The sequence below is a fragment of the Clostridium pascui genome (assembly GCF_016908015.1).
Lineage (GTDB): Bacteria > Bacillota > Clostridia > Clostridiales > Clostridiaceae > Clostridium_AK > Clostridium_AK pascui.
Genome location: NZ_JAFBDB010000004.1, coordinates 49315 through 67042 on the forward strand (window position 1 = coordinate 49315; position 17728 = coordinate 67042).

Sequence of the window (17728 nt, forward strand, 5' to 3'; positions counted from 1 at the left end):
ATACAAAGGACTTCTTTTAAATACTATAAGCATTTTATTCCAAAGTTATATTTACCCAGGTATCGAGTCACTCGGTAAACCGTCTACGTCCACTCCATTAGGAAGCTTTAAGATAATAAATAGAGCTGTTAATTCTGGCGGACCTTTTGGAGTTAGATGGCTAGGTTTAAATAAACCAGGATACGGAATACATGGAACAAATAATCCAGCATCTATTGGAACAAGAGTATCTAATGGATGTATAAGAATGCACAATAAAGATGTTTGGGAACTTGCTAATACAGTTCCTATTGGAACACCTGTACAAATTATTAATCAGTAGTCTTTTAATCTGATGTTATAATAAAATATAAGGTTCATATTAATGTATACTAAGCTACATTAATATGAACCTTATATTTTATTTATATATTTATAGGCAAGTTCTTAAACTATGACATTTTATTTATTTCTTAATTTTTTATCAATAATATCATTATCAAATGGAGTTTTATATTCAGACTCATTTTTAAAATTTATTACTGCCTTTTTAACTCTATTCATTGATGCTATTGTTCCCGGTCCAGCAATACAACCACCAGGACATGCCATACCTTCAAGCAAATATCCATTCTTTTTCCCAGATTTTGCTATCTTCATAAGCTTTACACATTCATGTAAAGTTGATACACCTTCTATATTAATTTCCCTTGAAGGATCAATAATCAAAGCAGTGTTTTTTACTGCTTCAGCTACTCCCCCTGCTATAGCATATCCTCGACCTAATGTTGAAGCATCTTGTATTTCTTTAGACACTTCTATTTCTGATAATTCTATTCCCTTAGCAACAAACATACCCATAAGTTCCTCAAAGGTTATTACAAAATGTACGTAGTCCTTAACATCTTCTCTTAATGCTTCTAACTTCTTGGAAATACAAGGTCCTATAAATGTTATGTTTGCATCTGGGTCAATTTTCTTAATATACTTTGCAGTCTCAACCATCGGAGAAGCAGAGTCAGATATATATTCGTATTGATCGGGAAATAGCTTTTTAACCATTAAAGTCCAAGAATTGCAACAACTTGTTCCCATATAAGGAATATCATTCGGTACTTTTTCAAGAAATTCTTTTGCTTCGTGAAGAGTAGTAATATCAGCTCCCAAGCTTACCTCTACCACATCTCTAAAGCCAAGCTGTTTTATACCCTCAAATATTTGAACCGGAGAAGCTAATGGTCCAAACTGTCCCAAAAATGAGGGAGCTATTATGGCATACATATGAGTATTAGTCTTTAGTGATTTGATTAGCTGATATATTTGAGACTTATCTGCAATGGCTCCATAAGGACAATGAGTAATGCATCTTCCACAGGATACGCATCGGTCTCTGTTTATCTGAGCTCTTCCTAAATAATCACTATCTATTGCATTAACACCACATGCAGCGGCACAAGGCCTTTCATATTTTACAATTGCACTATATGGGCAAGTTTCCTTACATCTACCACATTTAATACATTTGTCCTGATCAATAATTGCTCTGTTCTTTCCTATAGAAACTGCATTTGTCGGACATACATTAGTACATGGATGAGCCAAGCACTTTCGACAATTGTCTGTTACATAAAAGGCTTTAGTCGGACATGCTTCACATGCATGGGTAATAACATTTACCAAAGGCTCAATAAATTGAGTTTTATCCACATCTACTTCAGAAATCCCATCAGTAACACGGTGATATTCAGTTGGTTTTCTTGCATCTAAACCCATTGTTAGTCTTAGTCGCTCGTCCACTATTGCTCTTTCTCTAAATATACTATCTCTATATATACCTACCTCATTAGGTAAAATTTCAAAAGATGCTTTCTCTAATTCGCTTAAATCAGAACCATCGTATGCCATTTTCGCAATGGTGGAAAATACCTTTCTCCTAATATTAATCAGATTAACATAGCTTTCTTTCATAATAAATTTTTCCTCCGTAGTTTTCTTTTATTTCCGTCTTACCTTATTGATAATTTTTTTCCATTACAATCTGACTGGTAGCATTAAATATTGGCTCATCATCTATAACTACTACGGGTGATATTTTTTTATTAGTTCCTTTGCAAAATCCTAAACACTTGACTACTTCAACTTCCAATTCTTCAACATTATAGTTATCTAAATCTTCATTAATAATGTCCTTTAAGTCTTCAATTTGATCTAAAATACCCATCGCTCCAAGCAGCGTACAGTTTGAACCTACACAAACTTTCACATTCATAATATCCCTCCAAATTCATTCGTATTTTATCATTTATATTTAATATTAAAGCATATTTTTCTACTACTTTCTACCAAGGGAATAAAAAAAGAAGATTTAATTTAAAAAGTTTGTTTAATAAATGTATATAGTTTTTTCTTATCTGGTCCCATCATAGGATATAAAAAGGCTGCAAATGAACATAATTCACCTGCAGCCTGCGATTTTAAATTAATTATTTATCATTAAATCTTCCTAAATATGGCATCAAGAATACTGATATTATCTGCATATAGTATCTATACGAATATAAAATCTTTCTGATTACTTGCAGCTCTTTGTAAACTACCAAAAGCTGAAATAGGAGTATATGCGCCAGTTACACCACCTAGAGATATACTTGTTATTTTTAATTCAAATTCAATTCCTTGTCCTTTAATCAAAATAACATGAGCATTAGTGGATACTGATGGATCTGAAATCAAAACTGATTTTGTCTTATCAAACCCAAGTCCTGCCATAGCAATTGCAGCATGTACGTTAACATTTCGTGGATATAATTTACATATTTCTTTTGTGGAACCTTCATAAACAACAGTTCTTTCTGCATCCTGTCTTCCAAGGCTTTTAGGACTTTTAGTAGTAGTAATAGTAACACTATCTATAACCATTCTTCCATCAAACAATCCATCTAATCCCAAGATTGCACCATGAGGGATATAAACTTTTGTTCTGTATTTTTTAGAACTTTCTAAAATCCTTTGATATAACTCTTCGTTTGAAAATGCTGTAGTTGAAAATGCAAGTAAATCAGCACTGCTTAAAATTTCCTCTCCATATTTTTCAATAATATCTGCATGAGCAACTTCTACTACCAAATCTACTTTTTCAAATAAATCTGAAGTAATTTCTTTCACATAAGGCAATTCTTGTCCATCTTTTTCTTTATCATCACCTATAACAACAAATTCTATACTGTAATTTCCTTCCTCCTGCACTTGTTTTACTATTTGCTTACCAATAGTTCCGTAACCAATAAATCCTACTTTTTTCATAGTTCATCCATCTCCTTTTTATTGTTTATATGCTCATACCTTCAAATTTACTAAATTGATCCATTCCAATATTACCACCTGAAATAAACAAAACTACTTTGTCATTTGAATTAAATTTAACAGCTCCTTGTAAGATGGCACCTAAGGTGATACATGAAGAAATTTCAGCTAATAATTTCCCCTTAGTTAAAAATAACTTAGTTGCTTTAAGAATATTTTCTTCATCTACTGTAACAATTTTATCAACATATTTGTCTACAATGGGATAATTAAGTTCACCAGGTTTTAATGTTTGTAATCCATCAGCTACTGACTTTGATTCTGGAGGCAAAGCAGTTGGATGGCCTACTACGAAACTGTTAGTATACCGAGCAACTAATGTAGGTTCAGCTCCAATGATTTTTACTTGCGAATTAGTTTCTTTAACTGCTGTAGATAATCCACCAATTAATCCACCTCCACCAATTGGAGAAATTATACAATCTACATCTGGCAGTTGTTCCAATATTTCTAAACCTGCAGTACCTTGTCCCGCAATGACCTCATTATTATCAAATGGTGAAATAAAGCTCAAATTATTTTCTTCACTTAATTTTTTAGCTACATTAAATCTTTCTGAAGGAACACTAAAAATAACTTCCGCTCCATAGGATTGAATTCCCTCAACTTTGATTTTAGGTGCAGTTTCTGGAACTACAACATAAGCCTTAGTACCTAATTGTTTAGCCGCATACGCTATAGCTTTTCCATGATTTCCTGATGAAGCTGTTATAATTCCTTTTTTCAATGCTTCTTCTGACAAGGTCATTGAAGCATTAAGGGCACCTCTGACTTTAAAAGAATTGGTCTTTTGAAACGATTCCATTTTAGCATATACTTGACACCCTAAATATTCATCTAAATTATTCAAACGAAGAAGAGGCGTCTTATTAATATATCGAGCAATACGTTTTTGAGCCTCATAAATTGATTCGATTGTAACCACGATTTTAACCTCCTAAAATTAAAATATTTTATATAACTTAGAAACCGTTATCCAGGGTCGCCGCCGCCCTTACTCCTACCTTAAAAGGATGGGAGTCTTAGGGTGGGTAGACATCGGATAAGCTATAGTTAAATACTATCATTACAATAAATATTTGTAAAATGACGATTTTTACATTATAATATGCAATAAATGCATATTATAATAGTTGCATTTAAATTGAATAAAACAGCAAAAACGGAGTTATTACTATGGATATTAAAGATATTAAAATATTTTTGGAAATAAACAATTATCGTAATATTAGTACAGCCGCACGTGCTTTGTTTTTAACTCAATCTACAGTTAGTAGAAGACTTTCTATGTTGGAAAAAGAATTAAACGTCAAATTACTTTTCCGAGGAAAAGGACATGATACTGTTCAATTGACACCATCTGGTGAACGCTTTTTAACAATAGCTGAACAAATGTTAGCTCTTTCTATTGAAGTAAATTCACTAGAAGAAAATAATTTAATTGAACATTTATCTATAGCCGTTCCTGATAGTTTAGCTTCCTATATATTAAGAGATTTTTTTAGGCAATTATCACGAAAAAATCCTAATTTGAAGTTAGAAATCATTCTACTTGACTCCATACCTACTTATGAGATGGTAGTTAATAGAGAAGTAGATATAGGATTAACTAATGGAAAAGCACCTTATCCAGAATTAAATTCTAATTTAGTATTTAAAGAAGATTTTGTCGTAATGAGAAAAGGAAGCAAAAATTCTTTTTCTGAAATAGTGCATCCTTCTGAATTGAAATCAAATAATGAAATATTTCAATTTTTCGGCCAAGATTATAATCATTGGCATGATTATTGGTGGAAGCCTGGATTTGCAAAGTTACGAGTAAATTTAGCACAGCTTACAGTAGAGTTTCTAAATGAAGAGGAAGATTGGACAATTCTACCAGAGTCTGTGGCATGCGCATTACTTCCAGACGGTTGTTATTTATCACGCTTATCAGAGCCACCTCCAGAGCGTTGTTGTTATTCTATAATACATAAAAAGCCACGTTCTGATAGGGATTTAACAATACAAAAATTTAACCGGAGTTTACAAGTTTATATAAAAGAACAAATAAATAATAAATAATAAATAAAGATGTAAATCCTGGTGGACCTTTTGGGGTTAGATGGATGGGATTAAGCATATTTCCAATCCAAATACCTATGTGCGTAAAAAATCCGAGTAAACTCGGATTTTTCATTTATTGTGTTCAATTGTTATGCTACTTGTGAGTGTTACAACCACAATTACTTTTACTTGTTCCACTATGTGGACAGCCAATACATTTGACTCCTTTTTTCTTTTCACTAACAATCTTTGAGATTGAAGCACATACTATTGCTAATATAACTAGAATTACAATTATATTTGCCATAATTCCCTCCTGTATTCCTTTCTTTACACGTAACAAGTATCAATTGTTACGCATCCTAAGCACTTAAAGCTAGCTTTTGTTCAGCTCTTTTATCGCCTTTTCTCACAAGATATACAACACAACTAATTAATGCGGTTACAACAATTAAGCCTGGTATGAATCCAGTACCCACTGAACCTGTTGTGATCACCATACCTACTTGATAAGTAATAAATGCCACAACGTAACCCATACCAAATTGGAACCCAATAGCACCCCATAACCACTTTTTACTCTCCAACTCAGAATTCATGGCGCCAATGGCAGCAAAACATGGTGGTGTGAACAAGTTAAACATTAAGTAGGCTAACGCTACTACAGAGCTTAATCCCATAACACTTGCAACACTTGCTCCATCACCTATTAGAGCAAATTCTTCAGCATCAATAAAGTTTGTTATTCCGTATACAACTGCTAATGTACCAACCACATTCTCCTTGGCGATAAAGCCACTGATTGCCGCAGCTGCCAATTGCCACGCACCAAAACCTAAAGGTATTAATAAAACAGCAAATGGTGATGCGATACTTGCTAAAATACTTGTATTTTCTGCACCTTCAGCAACAACTTGGAATTGCCAGTCGAATGTTTGCATGATTTGTACTACTACATTAGAAAGAAGTATGATTGTACTAGCCTTAACAATATAAGCTTTACCTCTTGAAAACATCTCTAAAGCAGCTCTTTTAATACTTGGGAATTTATATTCCGGTAATTCCATAATAAAGAATGATCTTGCATGTTTCTCACCGGTTATTCTTACTACTATTAGGGCTCCCACAATGATGATTGCAATACCTGTGAAGTACATAGTAGTTCCTACCCATGCTGCATCATTAAAGAACACACCGGCAAATAATGCGATAACAGGTAGCTTGGCTCCACATGGCATAAATGTTGTTAACATTGCAGTTGTTCTTCTTTGTCTTTCATTTTTAATTGTTCTTGTTGCCATAACACCTGGAATACCGCATCCTGTACCAATAATCATAGGTATAATTGACTTCCCTGATAAACCCACTTTCTTGAAGAAACGATCCATAACAACAGCAACACGAGCCATATAACCACAATCTTCAAGTAATGCTAATAAGAAAAATAATACCATGATAAGAGGTAAGAAACCAACAACGGCTCCAACTCCACCAATAATGCCATCTAATAAAATTGAAGAAAGTACAGGTGATACACCTTCGCCAAGTGCCCCTTCTGCCCAAACATAGAATAAATCAATCCAGCCAACTAAAGCATCTGCTAAAAATGGTCCTACATGGGTTTGTGATATTGAAAAAACCGCCCACATAATCACTGCAAAAATAGGAATCCCCAACCATTTATGTGCTAAAATTCTATCGGCAGCATCCTGTTTGGTTTGACTATTACTACTTGTTTGCTTAGCCTCCACCTTTGAAACAATTCCTTTAACAAACTCATATCGTTTTTTATCAGAAGCTTCAACTGAGCTTCTATCCGCCATATTTATACCTTTACCATCAAATGGTGTAGTTTGAACCTTACCCTTTACCCCTACTACTGTAGCTATAAGCTTTTCTAAACCATTGTTGCTTCCTTTTGTTGATACCGTTTCAACAACAGGGCAACCTAATGCTTTAGATAACATATCCACATCTATAGTTGTCTTTTTCTTCTTATTCAAATCACTTTTATTTAAGGCAACAACAACTGGTATCCCTAATTCAAGAAGTTGAGTTGTGAAAAATAAGCTTCTACTTAAGTTAGTTGCATCAACGATATTAATAATAACATCTGGATTTTCATTTCTAACAAAACTACTTGTAATACTTTCCTCAGATGTGAACGGAGACATTGAATATGCCCCTGGAAGATCTACAGCTGTAATTTGGACATTTGTCTTATTAAGATTTTTCTTAATATCCCCTTCTTTTTTCTCAACGGTTACACCTGCCCAGTTACCTACATGTTCAATTCCTCCTGTTATTGCATTAAATAGTGTTGTTTTTCCACTATTAGGATTTCCCGTTAGTGCTACTTTCATGTTTCCCTCCATATTCATGTATATTTACCTCCTCATTTTATATTTGTTAGCCTCAGCTAACTTTTTGCGAGCAAAAAACTCCTACAATAAATTCAATCATATGTAAAAGTTAACCAAGGTTAACTTTCGGCCAAATAAAAGGCTATATAATAATAGCTTCAGCCAAATCTTTATCAATACTATATCTTGCATCCTTTACTGTAATAACATAATTGTCTGCAAGTATAGATATAAGAGTTATTGATTCTCCTTCGTAACAGCCTAATGTAAATAAAAAGTCTTTAATTTCTTCATCATTAGTATCAATATTTTTTATAGTATATTCTGTATTAATCCTTCCCTGTGCTAGATTCATCACTGGACCACCCAATCTTTCTGTTTTGTTTAAAGTTCTAGACATAGATTTGTTACCTATAATATTTTCCATACATATACCTCCAAAGTTTGTATTACCTATCAATATTTATATTGTTTTTATGTAGATAGGCTTTAATAGCTTTTAGCATACCATCAGTTATTATATGCTCCATTCTACATGCATTTTCATCTACTTCCCCTGCTGTCAACTCACTGATATCTCTTTAATACTATTCTTGATATTACTTTCCATATGAATCCATGAACGTTTTGAAAATGTTATTTTTATTCCATATTTCTTAGACTCTTTTTTTATAATATTCATCATTGCATGATCTACAAAATCAATTAAAACCAATACTAAGTCTGTTTTACAGCTTATTTTTAATTTTCTATCTCCATATTTTCTTCCACTTATATGTTGTATATCTGAAAATCCATTTTCAGATAACTTATGCGTAATGCTTCCTAATTTGTCTCCTCCTACAACCAAAATACTCATACAATCCCTGTCTCCTCTTTAATTAATATAAAATTTGCATATTCATTGATATTAATTATCATTATCAACGAATATGTAAACCTATCTTTATACCTTTAGATTGATTAGATATAATATCATTTTAAATTTATTTAATTTTAGCACACAGGATTAAAGCTAATATTATCTAATACTTTCCTTGGCTTAACTCCATCTATAATCATTTTAATAATACTATATTTTATTTGATCATATTTTGTAAAAATCTTCTTTGCTACCTCAATATCATGATAAACTTTCCAATACCCAATCATTTTACACTTTTCATTTGGACAATCAGTAAAAACAATTACATCATCTACAGGATATCCTAAAAAAATTCCTATTTCATGAGGACATATATTTTCAAATCGCTTGCTTAAAATAACCAAACATTCTTTCAAGTTCATTTCTTTGCTATATCCAAATCTATTTAAAAACTCAATGTTTCTTTTTTCTCTTATAGCATTTTCTAATTTCTCTTCATTGTAAAATAACACAACAATGTGGTCCTCACTCTTTTTCAATTCAAAAAACTTAACATTTAGCATATCTTTTATTTGTTCCTTATTTTTCTGCCAAAGGTTATATATATTACGATTATCATTACTGAAAGTAATCAAAGATGATACTTTTTCTCCTGCTAGTGTTGGGGCAGCACTAAAGAGTATTTTTGATAACAAGTACTCTATATTGCTGTATTTATTTACAATGCTTATATAGCTATTTAATTCATTCTTACTTATAATTTTCTCCATGTTAATGTCTCCTTGTAAAAATCTTTATTATATCCCACATCAGTTGATAACGATTATCATTTTCATCTTATATTTATTATAGCCGTTTTTTTTAAATTTACAAGTGTTTTTATCCATTCTTTTTATAAATCAAGAAATTTAATAAGATTATTCGCTAATTTAGCTTAACCTTAAACCCAATCCATGAAAATCATAAAAAAAGGTTCATGGCAATATAGTATGCATATATTGCCATGAACCTTTTAATTATTTAACGCCCATCCATCCTGAAATAACCATCATTTGAACTTCTGATGTTCCTTCATAAATTTCTGTTATTTTTGCATCACGCATCATTCTTTCAATTGGATAATCACTTGAGAATCCATAGCCACCAAATAACTGTAAACAACGTCTTGTTACATCGCTGGCATTTCTAGAGGCAACTAACTTTGCCATAGCAGCTAAATGTGTATAATTTTCATGATCATCCTTTGCACATGCCGCTTGATATACTAAAAGCTTTGCGGCTTCTGTATTTGCACGCATTTGAGCAAGTTCAAATTGTGTATTTTGAAATTTTCCAATAGAACGTCCAAATTGAACACGTTCATTAACATATTTTATAGTTTCTTCTATTGCACCTTCTGCAATACCAAGAGCTTGTGCAGCAATACCAATACGACCTCCATCAAGAGTTGCCATTGCAATTTTAAATCCTTTGCCTTCTTCTCCTAAAAGATTTTCCTTTGGAACTATGCAATTATCAAAGAATAATTCACATGTAGAAGATCCTCTGATTCCCATCTTTATTTCATGACTTCCGACAGAGAATCCTGGATAGTCCTTTTCAACGATAAATGCTGAAATACCCTTTGTTCCCTTACTCTTGTCTGTCATAGCTAAAATAATATATGTGTCTGCATATCCTGCATTAGTAATAAAGATCTTGCTACCATTTAATACATAGTGGTCTCCTTCTAGTACTGCTGTTGTCTTTTGCATAGAAGCATCAGTTCCAGCAGAAGGTTCTGTTAATCCAAATGCACCTAATTTTTCACCAGAAGCAAGTGGCTTTAAATATTTCTCCTTTTGTTCTTCTGTACCATATGTGTAAATTGGTGTTGCACAAAGACTTGTATGTGCTGAAACAATAACCCCAGTTGTTGCACAACACTTAGATAATTCTTCCACACATTGTATATAACTTAATGTATCCATTCCAGCTCCGCCGTATTCTTCAGGAAATGGAATTCCAAGCAAGCCCATCTCAGCCATTTTGGGTATAGTTTCTTCTGGAAAACGCATGTTTTCATCAATTTCCTTTGCAAGTGGTTTTACCTCATTTTCAGCAAATTCGCGATACATTTCTTGTAATTGTTCATGATTTTCATCTAGTTTAAAATTCATATTAATTTCCTACCTTTCTTTTTATATGTGTATATAAATTTCAATTGTATTTTATTAATTGTTAACATCCAATGGACAGCATACTTTACCTGGATTCATAATACAGTTCGGGTCAAAGACTTTTTTAATACCTTTCATTAATTCCATATTTACTTCTCCAACACTATCTGCTAAATAGCTCATCTTTCCACTGCCAATTCCATGTTCACCTGAAACAAGGCCACCATATTTTGTTGCCTCTTCGTAAATAATCTTGAAGAATTTATGAACTCTTGACTTAAACTCCTCTTCTTCTAAATCATTACTGCATTGATATATGTGAAGGTTTCCATCTCCTGCATGTCCAAAACTCTTAATAGTAAGTCCACATTCGTCACCAGTTTTATTTACAAATTCAACATAAGAAGCAATTTTATTTACTGGAACTACAACATCACATTCATCTAATAATTTTGTTTCTGCCATAATTGCTTCTAAGAAGCTAGAACGAGCTGCCCATGCATCTTTTATCTTTGCAGGTGTATCAGCTACAAGAACATCTATTGCTCCTGCCTCTAATACTATTTCACTAGCCTGCTCAATAAGATTATTTAATTCATCTTCGTTGTCTGCATCTAAAGTAACAAGTAAATAAGCATTTGCAGTTACTCCATCAATTACTTGTGGAAATACACTCTTTCCAACATATCTTTCACTAGAAAGAACAATCTCTCTTTCCATAAATTCAATTGCTTGTGGATTCATTTGTTCCATTTTAAATTTAGGAACAGTAGAAACACAATCATGTAAATTTTCAAAAGGAATAATTAAACTAGTAACTACCTTTGGTGCTGGCATAACCTTCAAAGTAAGTTCTGTAATAATTCCAAGAGTACCTTCAGAACCGATCATTAAATTTAAAAGACTATAACCTGAACTTGTTTTTGATACTGTAGCTCCAAACTTAGTAATTTCTCCTGTTGGAAGAACAACTGTCATTGCACGTACATAATCACGTGTTGCCCCATATTTAACAGCCCTCATTCCTCCTGCATTTGTTGAAACATTTCCCCCGAGGCATGCAAACTTTTCACCTGGATCTGGGGCGTATAATAATCCTTGTTTTAAACAATCCTCTGCAAGATCATTTAACAAAACACCAGATTGAACATGAACTACAAAATTTTCCAAATCATAAGAGATTATTTTATTCATCTTTGTAAGATCAATTAAAACTCCTCCGAGTAGTGGAACTGCTCCTCCTGCAAGTCCTGTTCCTGCTCCTCTTGGGGTTACTGGTATCTTATTTTCATTACATATTTTTACTACTGCAGCAACTTCCTCTGTAGAGTTGGCCATTAATACAACTTGTGGAGCCATTTTTCCGTAAATAGGCATTTCATCATGAGAATAATCTTCATTGATATCATCACCTGTTAAAATATGTCCTGGAGCTGCCTCCTGTAATTTTGAGATTATTTCTTCTGTCAACTCGTTATACTTAACCATAATAATCATTCCTTTCCAATTTTATTCTTACCCTATAATATTCTTATAAAAATAATGTTCCTAAAAAACATATGATGCCACCAACAACTACGTAAAATATATAGTATTTAAACATACTTCCGAGTATTTTACTTTCTGAACCTGACTTATTAATTGCACTTGCACCAATTGCAATACTTTGAGGACAAATCATCTTTCCAATACCCCCTCCAAGAGCATTGGCTGATGCCATCCATGCCGCAGGAAGTCCAAGATTTTTTGCTGTTTCTACTTGTAAGCCTCCAAATAAAACACTTGTTGATGTACCTGAGCCTGTAACAAATCCTCCAATGGATCCAATTAATGGGGAAATCAATGGATATGCTCCTCCAGTAGCTACAACTAGAAAACTTGCCATATCTGAAATCATTCCGCTATAGCCCATTATCTTTGCTACTGACATAACCGCACAAATTGTAACTATTGTTTTCCAGTTTCCCTTTAATGTATCCCTCAATACTTCTAACATGGTTGATATTTTTGCACCTTGAACAAAGCCTCCAATAATTGCAGCAACAAAAATAATAACACCTGGTGTATTGATCCAACTAAAGCTTAATTTATTTCCACCCTGTCCAGCATATACAACCATAACAGTTTTGTATTTTGCAATAAAATGGTTAATTGGTGGACATAGAGTTGATGTAGCAAGTAGCATTATGAATATTAGAATAAACGAACACCATGCCTGTAACCCCTTGCCAAGTGATAAAGCTGTTTCTTCCTTTTTACCATTAACTTCAATTGCCGCAGCACAACACTCTGCTTCAACTTGAGGATTTTTATTAAGGACTTTTGCTGCAATAACTGTACATACCATACAACAAATAGAACCTACTATATTTGGAAGTTCTGCTCCAACTACTGTTGCTGTAATGTACCAAGGTAGTACAAATGATATTGCAGAAATTAATGTAATAAGAAATGCTCCCTTTAATGCCTTTATTCCACCACCTACAATGTATACCATAATAAATGGGCTGATAAAACAGAGAATTGCTTGAATTATTGCTGTATTTGCTGCTAATGTACCGGATTCAATTCCGGTTATTGCTGAAAGCGTTACCAAAGGTATTCCTACTGATCCAAATGCAGTTGGTGTACTATTAGCAACCAAACATGCTAGAACTGCTGAAATTGGATTTAATCCAATACCAGCAAGCATTGATGCTGGAATAGCAACGGCTGTACCAAACCCAGCCATTCCTTCCATAAAATTTCCAAATCCCCATCCAATAATTAATACTAAAACTCTTTTGTCAGTAGAGACTCCAGCCAACATTTGTTTTATAGATTCCATTGCACCTGTACGTAAAGTCAAATTATACGCAAACAAAGCTGCAACAATAACTAAACAAATTGGCCACAAGGCGTTTAGTGTTCCCTCCAATATAGCTGATGCAGCATAAACTGCATTGAATTTCCAAAAGCCAACAGCTAAAACTACTGTAATGGCAAGTGTAATAAGGCAAGCTTTATAACCTGGCATTTTCAATTTACTTAATGCAACTATCAGCCAAACAATTGGTATTATGGCTATTAAAAAATTTAAAAACAACATTTTTTATCCCCTCATTCAATTTTTATATAGTAATGCCTTTTTATTAATTGACTCTAGCACCATATTCTGTCTATATAATTTTTGGGTTGTCACTTAAATGTCACTTTTTACATATGTTGTTTTCAATGCTCTTTTGTCCTATGCCGCTTCTATTGATTTATTTTTCTTTTACTTTCTTCATTTCTTCAATCATAACCGGAAGAACTTCAGTTACATTTCCAACAATAGCTACATCAGCTATTTCAAAAATTGGAGCGTCTTCATCTTTATTAATTGCTATAATATAATTAGAGCCTGTCATTCCAGATGTATGTTGTGTTGCTCCAGAAATACCACATGCAATATAAAGTTTTGGTGCTACAATCTTTCCTGATTGTCCAACTTGGTGTGCACGAGAAACCCATCCTTCTTCAATTACTGGTCTTGTTGCACCTACTACACCATCAAGTATAGATGCTAATTCTTTAACAAGTTTGAAGTTTTCTGCATTTCCCATTCCACGTCCACCAGAAACAATAACTTGTGCTTCCTCTAAATTAACAGATTCAGAAATTTCTTTTACTGTGTCTATAATTTTCGCCTTAATGCTGCTCTCTGGAATTTCTATTTTTTTCTCTGTAACACCTGCATTTGAACTAGCTTCTGGCTTTGAAAAACTTCCATTTCTAACTGTCACTACAGCTGTACCTTCTACTTCAATATGTTCTAAAACTGTACCACCATAAGCTGGTCTAGTATATATAACCTTATCATCAGTTTTATTCATTCCTATTACGTCACTTACACACCCTAAGGACATACGTCCTGCAATACGTGGTGCAATATCTTTAGATAGTGCTGTATTTGCAAGTAAAACAGTATCTGGATTTTCTTCCTTAACAACTTGTGATAATACTTCTGTTAAACTATCATAGTCTGTAGCATTATCTGCAAAAATAACTGGAATCCCTAAATCAGCTACTGTATCTGCTGCAGTTCTATTACCTACTACAAGAGCTACTCCTTCTGAATCTAATGCTTGTACTGCACTAATCAATTCAAGACTTCCGCCTAATACTTTTTCTCCATCTGTTTCAATATACAATAACGTTTTCATAATTTCGTTTCCCTCCTTTAATAATGAAACTCCTCTTCCTCTTGTCTGAGGAGTACTCGCTGAGTAAGCGACTGTCACCGAATCACAGATTTGGGCTCTCTGCTTAAATTGCCTTATCTTTTTTCATTTGCTCTATAGCAGCACTTACTGCCAAAACAGCATCTTTCTCTTGAATCTTGATACCAGCCTCTTTTTTAGGAGGTGCAGCATATTCAATTAAGCGTACTTTTCCTTGTTTTACCTCTCCAATTTCTGATGCTGAATAAGTTGGAATTACTGCCTTACGGCTTGCCATCTTAGTTTTAATAGTAGGATAACGCGGATCATAATCTGGTTTACTTACTGTTACTACAGCAGGAGATTGTATAGAAACTACATTATATCCTTCATCAGTTTCCTGATGAACTTCCACGCCATTATCTTTTAAATTAACTTCAATTGCACTGCTGACAAAGCCTGTTCCCAATTTCTCAGCAAGCATTGGCCCTACTTGGCCAGTAATTTCATCTGTAGATTCCTTTCCACAAAGAATTAAATCAAACTCTTTATCTTTATCTTTTTGAATTTTATGAATAGCATCCGCTAGAACTTCAGCTGTTCCAAGGGCATCTAAGTCTTTATATAAATCATCTTTTACAAAGAATGCTTCTTTAGCTCCTACAGAAAGACAATTTTTTAATGTATTTAAAGAATCCTCTGCTCCAACAGTTAATACACTAACATTTCCTCTATGAGCTTCCATAAAGCGAACTGCTAACTCTAATGCATAGGTATCAAATGCATTTGCTACCAAACTAACTCCATTTAAATTTGGCTTTTCTGTCTTATTATCCAAACGGATTTCAACAGAATCATCTGGAACTTGTTTTACACATATCAGAATATTCATACCTTACCTCTCCTTTACACTTTTGCATTATTAAACTTTTTTTGATAGAACTATTTTAAAAAATTTTATTTTTATCGTTAACTATATTTATCTAACTATAACTGATACTCCATCAGGAATTACCACTACTTTAGCATCCTTTCCTTTAATTTCATAAGCTTTCTTAAGAGCTTCTTCAAATGTAGATGCATGCTGCATGTGCATACTTTTTATCATATCTGGATCGCACATATCAGTAACCATTATTACTGTATATTTATCTAACATTCTAGCAAGTATTTGGAATTCCCACTGATCTGGAACAGTTTCGTTTCTTGGAACCTTAGCTACTCTATCTAAAAGTTCTCTTGGAGATTTAGCCTGTGCTAAATTATCATAAAAAGATTGTCCACCATGTCCATCATTGCAAGCTGAAACCATGATGATAACTCCGCCTTCCTTACAAGTTGCCTCTGCTGCTGTCATTCCTTTAACTGACTGATAAATATTTTGGTCAAGTGGATATCCACCATTTGTTGAAATTGCTATATCTGCCGGAATTTTATCAACCTTTGAAAGTTCTGTTACAAATTCACAGCCTTTTTCATGAGCTTTTTCCCTATGCCCTGCAAATGCTTTTAGTACTTTTTTTTCACTATCTATAACAACATTTAATATAAAAGCAAGATTTGCTTTTTCAGATGCATAAAGCATGTCTCTGTGTATAGGATTACCTTCAAGTATTCCAGTTCTTGCACTAGAACTTCCTATGAACTCGCTGCAGTGATTGGCCATAACTGTTGTTGCTGATGCAATACCTGGAAGTATACTCTTTCTTCCCCCAGAGAAGCCAGCAAAGAAGTGAGCTTCTATAAATCCTTCTGCAATTAATAATTCTGTTTCGCAAGCTAGCTTATTTATTATAAGTTCTCCACCTGATGGAAGAATTCCAAGCTTAACCATAGCACTGTCATCAAAAGCATCGTGAACTATGATCTTTTCATTTTTTACTATTTCTTCTCCAAACTTGTTTACAAGTTCTTCGTGAGTAGTTGCTCTATGAAATCCTGTAGCAATAAGTATAGTTATGTCTATATCAGGATTTGCTTTTCTTATTCTTCTAAGTAATATTGGCATCGTAACTTTGCTTGGCACTGGTCTAGTATGATCACTGCTTATAATAATCATATTCTTTTTATCTTTAACTAAATCTTCTAATTTTTCACTCCCTATAGGGTTGTCTAAAGCCATTTCAACAAGTTCTTCTTGAGTTTCTTTTGTTTTATAATTTTCTGCTTTTGACTCTAATATTCCAAGTAAATTTTTATCTTCTATTTCAATTTCAAGCATTTGTTTATGATATGGTATTTTAATTTTTCCCATTTAAATTTCCTCCATAACATATAATTTTTTAAGAAATCCGCCGAATCTCCAAGCTAGAATAAGAACCAATATTCTTTTATCTTTGGTAATACCAGTCATCATGCTTTAATTACATTTATATTCTTTGTATGTAGGGATAAATTATAGGTAAATACTGTTGCCATTATAACAAGAACTATAGTCCTTAATGTATTTGGTACACACTCAGGACTTGACTTAAAGACATCTGAAACTAGCATTTCCATGCAATAAAAACGTTATCACAAAGATAATTGGCGTTGTCTTATGTCCAGACATCTTTAACACGTATATAGAAAAGATCTGCCAAATTACTGATATTAAGGCAGTGAAAATAGCTTATAATTATTCATTCTATCTCTCTGTTAGGCAAACTGGTAAGACCAATCTGCATTAATTAAATCATACCACTTTTTTACTATTATTCCTAGTATAGTTATTCAATTAACAATATTTCGAAAAATACGAATTATTAATAAACCTCTATGTTGTAACCTTTT

Annotated in this window: 18 protein-coding genes; 2 read left to right on the forward strand and 16 right to left on the reverse strand. The window is 33.2% G+C overall.

The window, feature by feature from the left end; genetic code table 11:
* Positions 1-25 precede the first annotated feature (25 nt).
* Positions 26-322: a L,D-transpeptidase gene (locus tag JOC70_RS10895; RefSeq protein WP_341534893.1), complete on the forward strand. Its 297-nt coding sequence runs from the start codon at positions 26-28 to the stop codon at positions 320-322.
* A 119-nt stretch (positions 323-441) separates the two neighbouring features.
* Here the strand turns inward: JOC70_RS10895 and JOC70_RS10900 are convergent, their stop codons facing one another.
* From JOC70_RS10900 to JOC70_RS10915, 4 genes are all read right to left on the reverse strand, one after another.
* A complete protein-coding gene (locus tag JOC70_RS10900) occupies positions 442-1947 on the reverse strand; it encodes a 4Fe-4S dicluster domain-containing protein (protein ID WP_204598926.1) in 1506 nt (501 codons plus the stop codon).
* 43 nt (positions 1948-1990) lie between these two features.
* Positions 1991-2248, reverse strand: a complete 258-nt coding sequence (locus JOC70_RS10905; protein WP_204598927.1) for a (2Fe-2S) ferredoxin domain-containing protein — start codon at positions 2246-2248, stop codon at positions 1991-1993.
* A 278-nt stretch (positions 2249-2526) separates the two neighbouring features.
* Entirely contained in the window at positions 2527-3282 is a 756-nt protein-coding gene (locus JOC70_RS10910) for an aspartate dehydrogenase domain-containing protein (RefSeq protein ID WP_204598928.1), read from the reverse strand.
* A gap of 25 nt (positions 3283-3307) precedes the next feature.
* The gene (locus JOC70_RS10915) at positions 3308-4267 is read right to left on the reverse strand and encodes a pyridoxal-phosphate dependent enzyme (protein ID WP_204598929.1); all 960 of its coding nucleotides are present in this window, start codon (positions 4265-4267) and stop codon (positions 3308-3310) included.
* A gap of 251 nt (positions 4268-4518) precedes the next feature.
* Here JOC70_RS10915 and JOC70_RS10920 point away from each other — a divergent pair, with 251 nt between their 5' ends.
* Positions 4519-5406: a LysR family transcriptional regulator gene (locus JOC70_RS10920; RefSeq protein WP_204598930.1), complete on the forward strand. Its 888-nt coding sequence runs from the start codon at positions 4519-4521 to the stop codon at positions 5404-5406.
* 136 nt (positions 5407-5542) lie between these two features.
* On the opposite strand, the gene JOC70_RS10925 is transcribed toward JOC70_RS10920, so the two are convergent.
* The 12 genes from JOC70_RS10925 to larA form a co-directional block, all read right to left on the reverse strand.
* Positions 5543-5695: a FeoB-associated Cys-rich membrane protein gene (locus tag JOC70_RS10925; protein ID WP_204598931.1), complete on the reverse strand. Its 153-nt coding sequence runs from the start codon at positions 5693-5695 to the stop codon at positions 5543-5545.
* A gap of 55 nt (positions 5696-5750) precedes the next feature.
* Positions 5751-7751 (reverse strand): ferrous iron transporter B, encoded by a 2001-nt coding sequence (gene feoB / locus JOC70_RS10930; protein ID WP_204598932.1) that lies wholly within the window; start codon positions 7749-7751, stop codon positions 5751-5753.
* A gap of 142 nt (positions 7752-7893) precedes the next feature.
* Positions 7894-8178 (reverse strand): FeoA family protein, encoded by a 285-nt coding sequence (locus JOC70_RS10935; protein ID WP_341534885.1) that lies wholly within the window; start codon positions 8176-8178, stop codon positions 7894-7896.
* A gap of 22 nt (positions 8179-8200) precedes the next feature.
* Positions 8201-8317, reverse strand: coding sequence for an iron dependent repressor, metal binding and dimerization domain protein (locus JOC70_RS10940; RefSeq protein WP_204598933.1), 117 nt, complete (start codon positions 8315-8317; stop codon positions 8201-8203).
* A complete protein-coding gene (locus JOC70_RS10945; protein ID WP_204598934.1) occupies positions 8314-8610 on the reverse strand; it encodes a DUF2325 domain-containing protein in 297 nt (98 codons plus the stop codon). The genes JOC70_RS10940 and JOC70_RS10945 overlap by 4 nt, the downstream gene beginning before the upstream one ends.
* Before the next feature lie 137 nt (positions 8611-8747).
* Positions 8748-9386, reverse strand: coding sequence for a DUF3793 family protein (locus JOC70_RS10950; RefSeq protein ID WP_207755292.1), 639 nt, complete (start codon positions 9384-9386; stop codon positions 8748-8750).
* Positions 9387-9632: 246 nt separating this feature from the next.
* The gene (locus JOC70_RS10955; protein WP_204598935.1) at positions 9633-10775 is read right to left on the reverse strand and encodes an acyl-CoA dehydrogenase; all 1143 of its coding nucleotides are present in this window, start codon (positions 10773-10775) and stop codon (positions 9633-9635) included.
* A 54-nt stretch (positions 10776-10829) separates the two neighbouring features.
* Positions 10830-12263: an FAD-binding oxidoreductase gene (locus JOC70_RS10960; RefSeq protein ID WP_204598936.1), complete on the reverse strand. Its 1434-nt coding sequence runs from the start codon at positions 12261-12263 to the stop codon at positions 10830-10832.
* Positions 12264-12306: 43 nt separating this feature from the next.
* Complete coding sequence (locus tag JOC70_RS10965; RefSeq protein WP_204598937.1) at positions 12307-13863, reverse strand: L-lactate permease; 1557 nt, start codon at positions 13861-13863, stop codon at positions 12307-12309.
* Between the two features lie 157 nt (positions 13864-14020).
* Positions 14021-14959, reverse strand: a complete 939-nt coding sequence (locus JOC70_RS10970) for an electron transfer flavoprotein subunit alpha/FixB family protein (RefSeq protein WP_204598938.1) — start codon at positions 14957-14959, stop codon at positions 14021-14023.
* Between the two features lie 103 nt (positions 14960-15062).
* Positions 15063-15848, reverse strand: coding sequence for an electron transfer flavoprotein subunit beta/FixA family protein (locus JOC70_RS10975; protein WP_204598939.1), 786 nt, complete (start codon positions 15846-15848; stop codon positions 15063-15065).
* An 87-nt stretch (positions 15849-15935) separates the two neighbouring features.
* Positions 15936-17210, reverse strand: a complete 1275-nt coding sequence (larA, locus tag JOC70_RS10980; protein WP_204598940.1) for a nickel-dependent lactate racemase — start codon at positions 17208-17210, stop codon at positions 15936-15938.
* Positions 17211-17728: the final 518 nt, after the last annotated feature.

Excerpts from the sequence above, each read along its gene's own strand:
- JOC70_RS10900 (WP_204598926.1), bottom strand. The coding sequence starts at position 1,947 with ATGAAAGAAAGCTATGTTAATCTGATTAATATTAGGAGAAAGGTATTT.
- JOC70_RS10905 (WP_204598927.1), bottom strand. The coding sequence starts at position 2,248 with ATGAATGTGAAAGTTTGTGTAGGTTCAAACTGTACGCTGCTTGGAGCG.
- JOC70_RS10910 (WP_204598928.1), bottom strand. The coding sequence starts at position 3,282 with ATGAAAAAAGTAGGATTTATTGGTTACGGAACTATTGGTAAGCAAATA.
- JOC70_RS10920 (WP_204598930.1), top strand. The coding sequence starts at position 4,519 with ATGGATATTAAAGATATTAAAATATTTTTGGAAATAAACAATTATCGT.
- JOC70_RS10925 (WP_204598931.1), bottom strand. The coding sequence starts at position 5,695 with ATGGCAAATATAATTGTAATTCTAGTTATATTAGCAATAGTATGTGCT.
- feoB (WP_204598932.1), bottom strand. The coding sequence starts at position 7,751 with ATGAAAGTAGCACTAACGGGAAATCCTAATAGTGGAAAAACAACACTA.
- JOC70_RS10935 (WP_341534885.1), bottom strand. The coding sequence starts at position 8,178 with ATGGAAAATATTATAGGTAACAAATCTATGTCTAGAACTTTAAACAAA.
- JOC70_RS10945 (WP_204598934.1), bottom strand. The coding sequence starts at position 8,610 with ATGAGTATTTTGGTTGTAGGAGGAGACAAATTAGGAAGCATTACGCAT.
- JOC70_RS10950 (WP_207755292.1), bottom strand. The coding sequence starts at position 9,386 with ATGGAGAAAATTATAAGTAAGAATGAATTAAATAGCTATATAAGCATT.
- JOC70_RS10955 (WP_204598935.1), bottom strand. The coding sequence starts at position 10,775 with ATGAATTTTAAACTAGATGAAAATCATGAACAATTACAAGAAATGTAT.
- JOC70_RS10960 (WP_204598936.1), bottom strand. The coding sequence starts at position 12,263 with ATGGTTAAGTATAACGAGTTGACAGAAGAAATAATCTCAAAATTACAG.
- JOC70_RS10965 (WP_204598937.1), bottom strand. The coding sequence starts at position 13,863 with ATGTTGTTTTTAAATTTTTTAATAGCCATAATACCAATTGTTTGGCTG.
- JOC70_RS10970 (WP_204598938.1), bottom strand. The coding sequence starts at position 14,959 with ATGAAAACGTTATTGTATATTGAAACAGATGGAGAAAAAGTATTAGGC.
- JOC70_RS10975 (WP_204598939.1), bottom strand. The coding sequence starts at position 15,848 with ATGAATATTCTGATATGTGTAAAACAAGTTCCAGATGATTCTGTTGAA.
- larA (WP_204598940.1), bottom strand. The coding sequence starts at position 17,210 with ATGGGAAAAATTAAAATACCATATCATAAACAAATGCTTGAAATTGAA.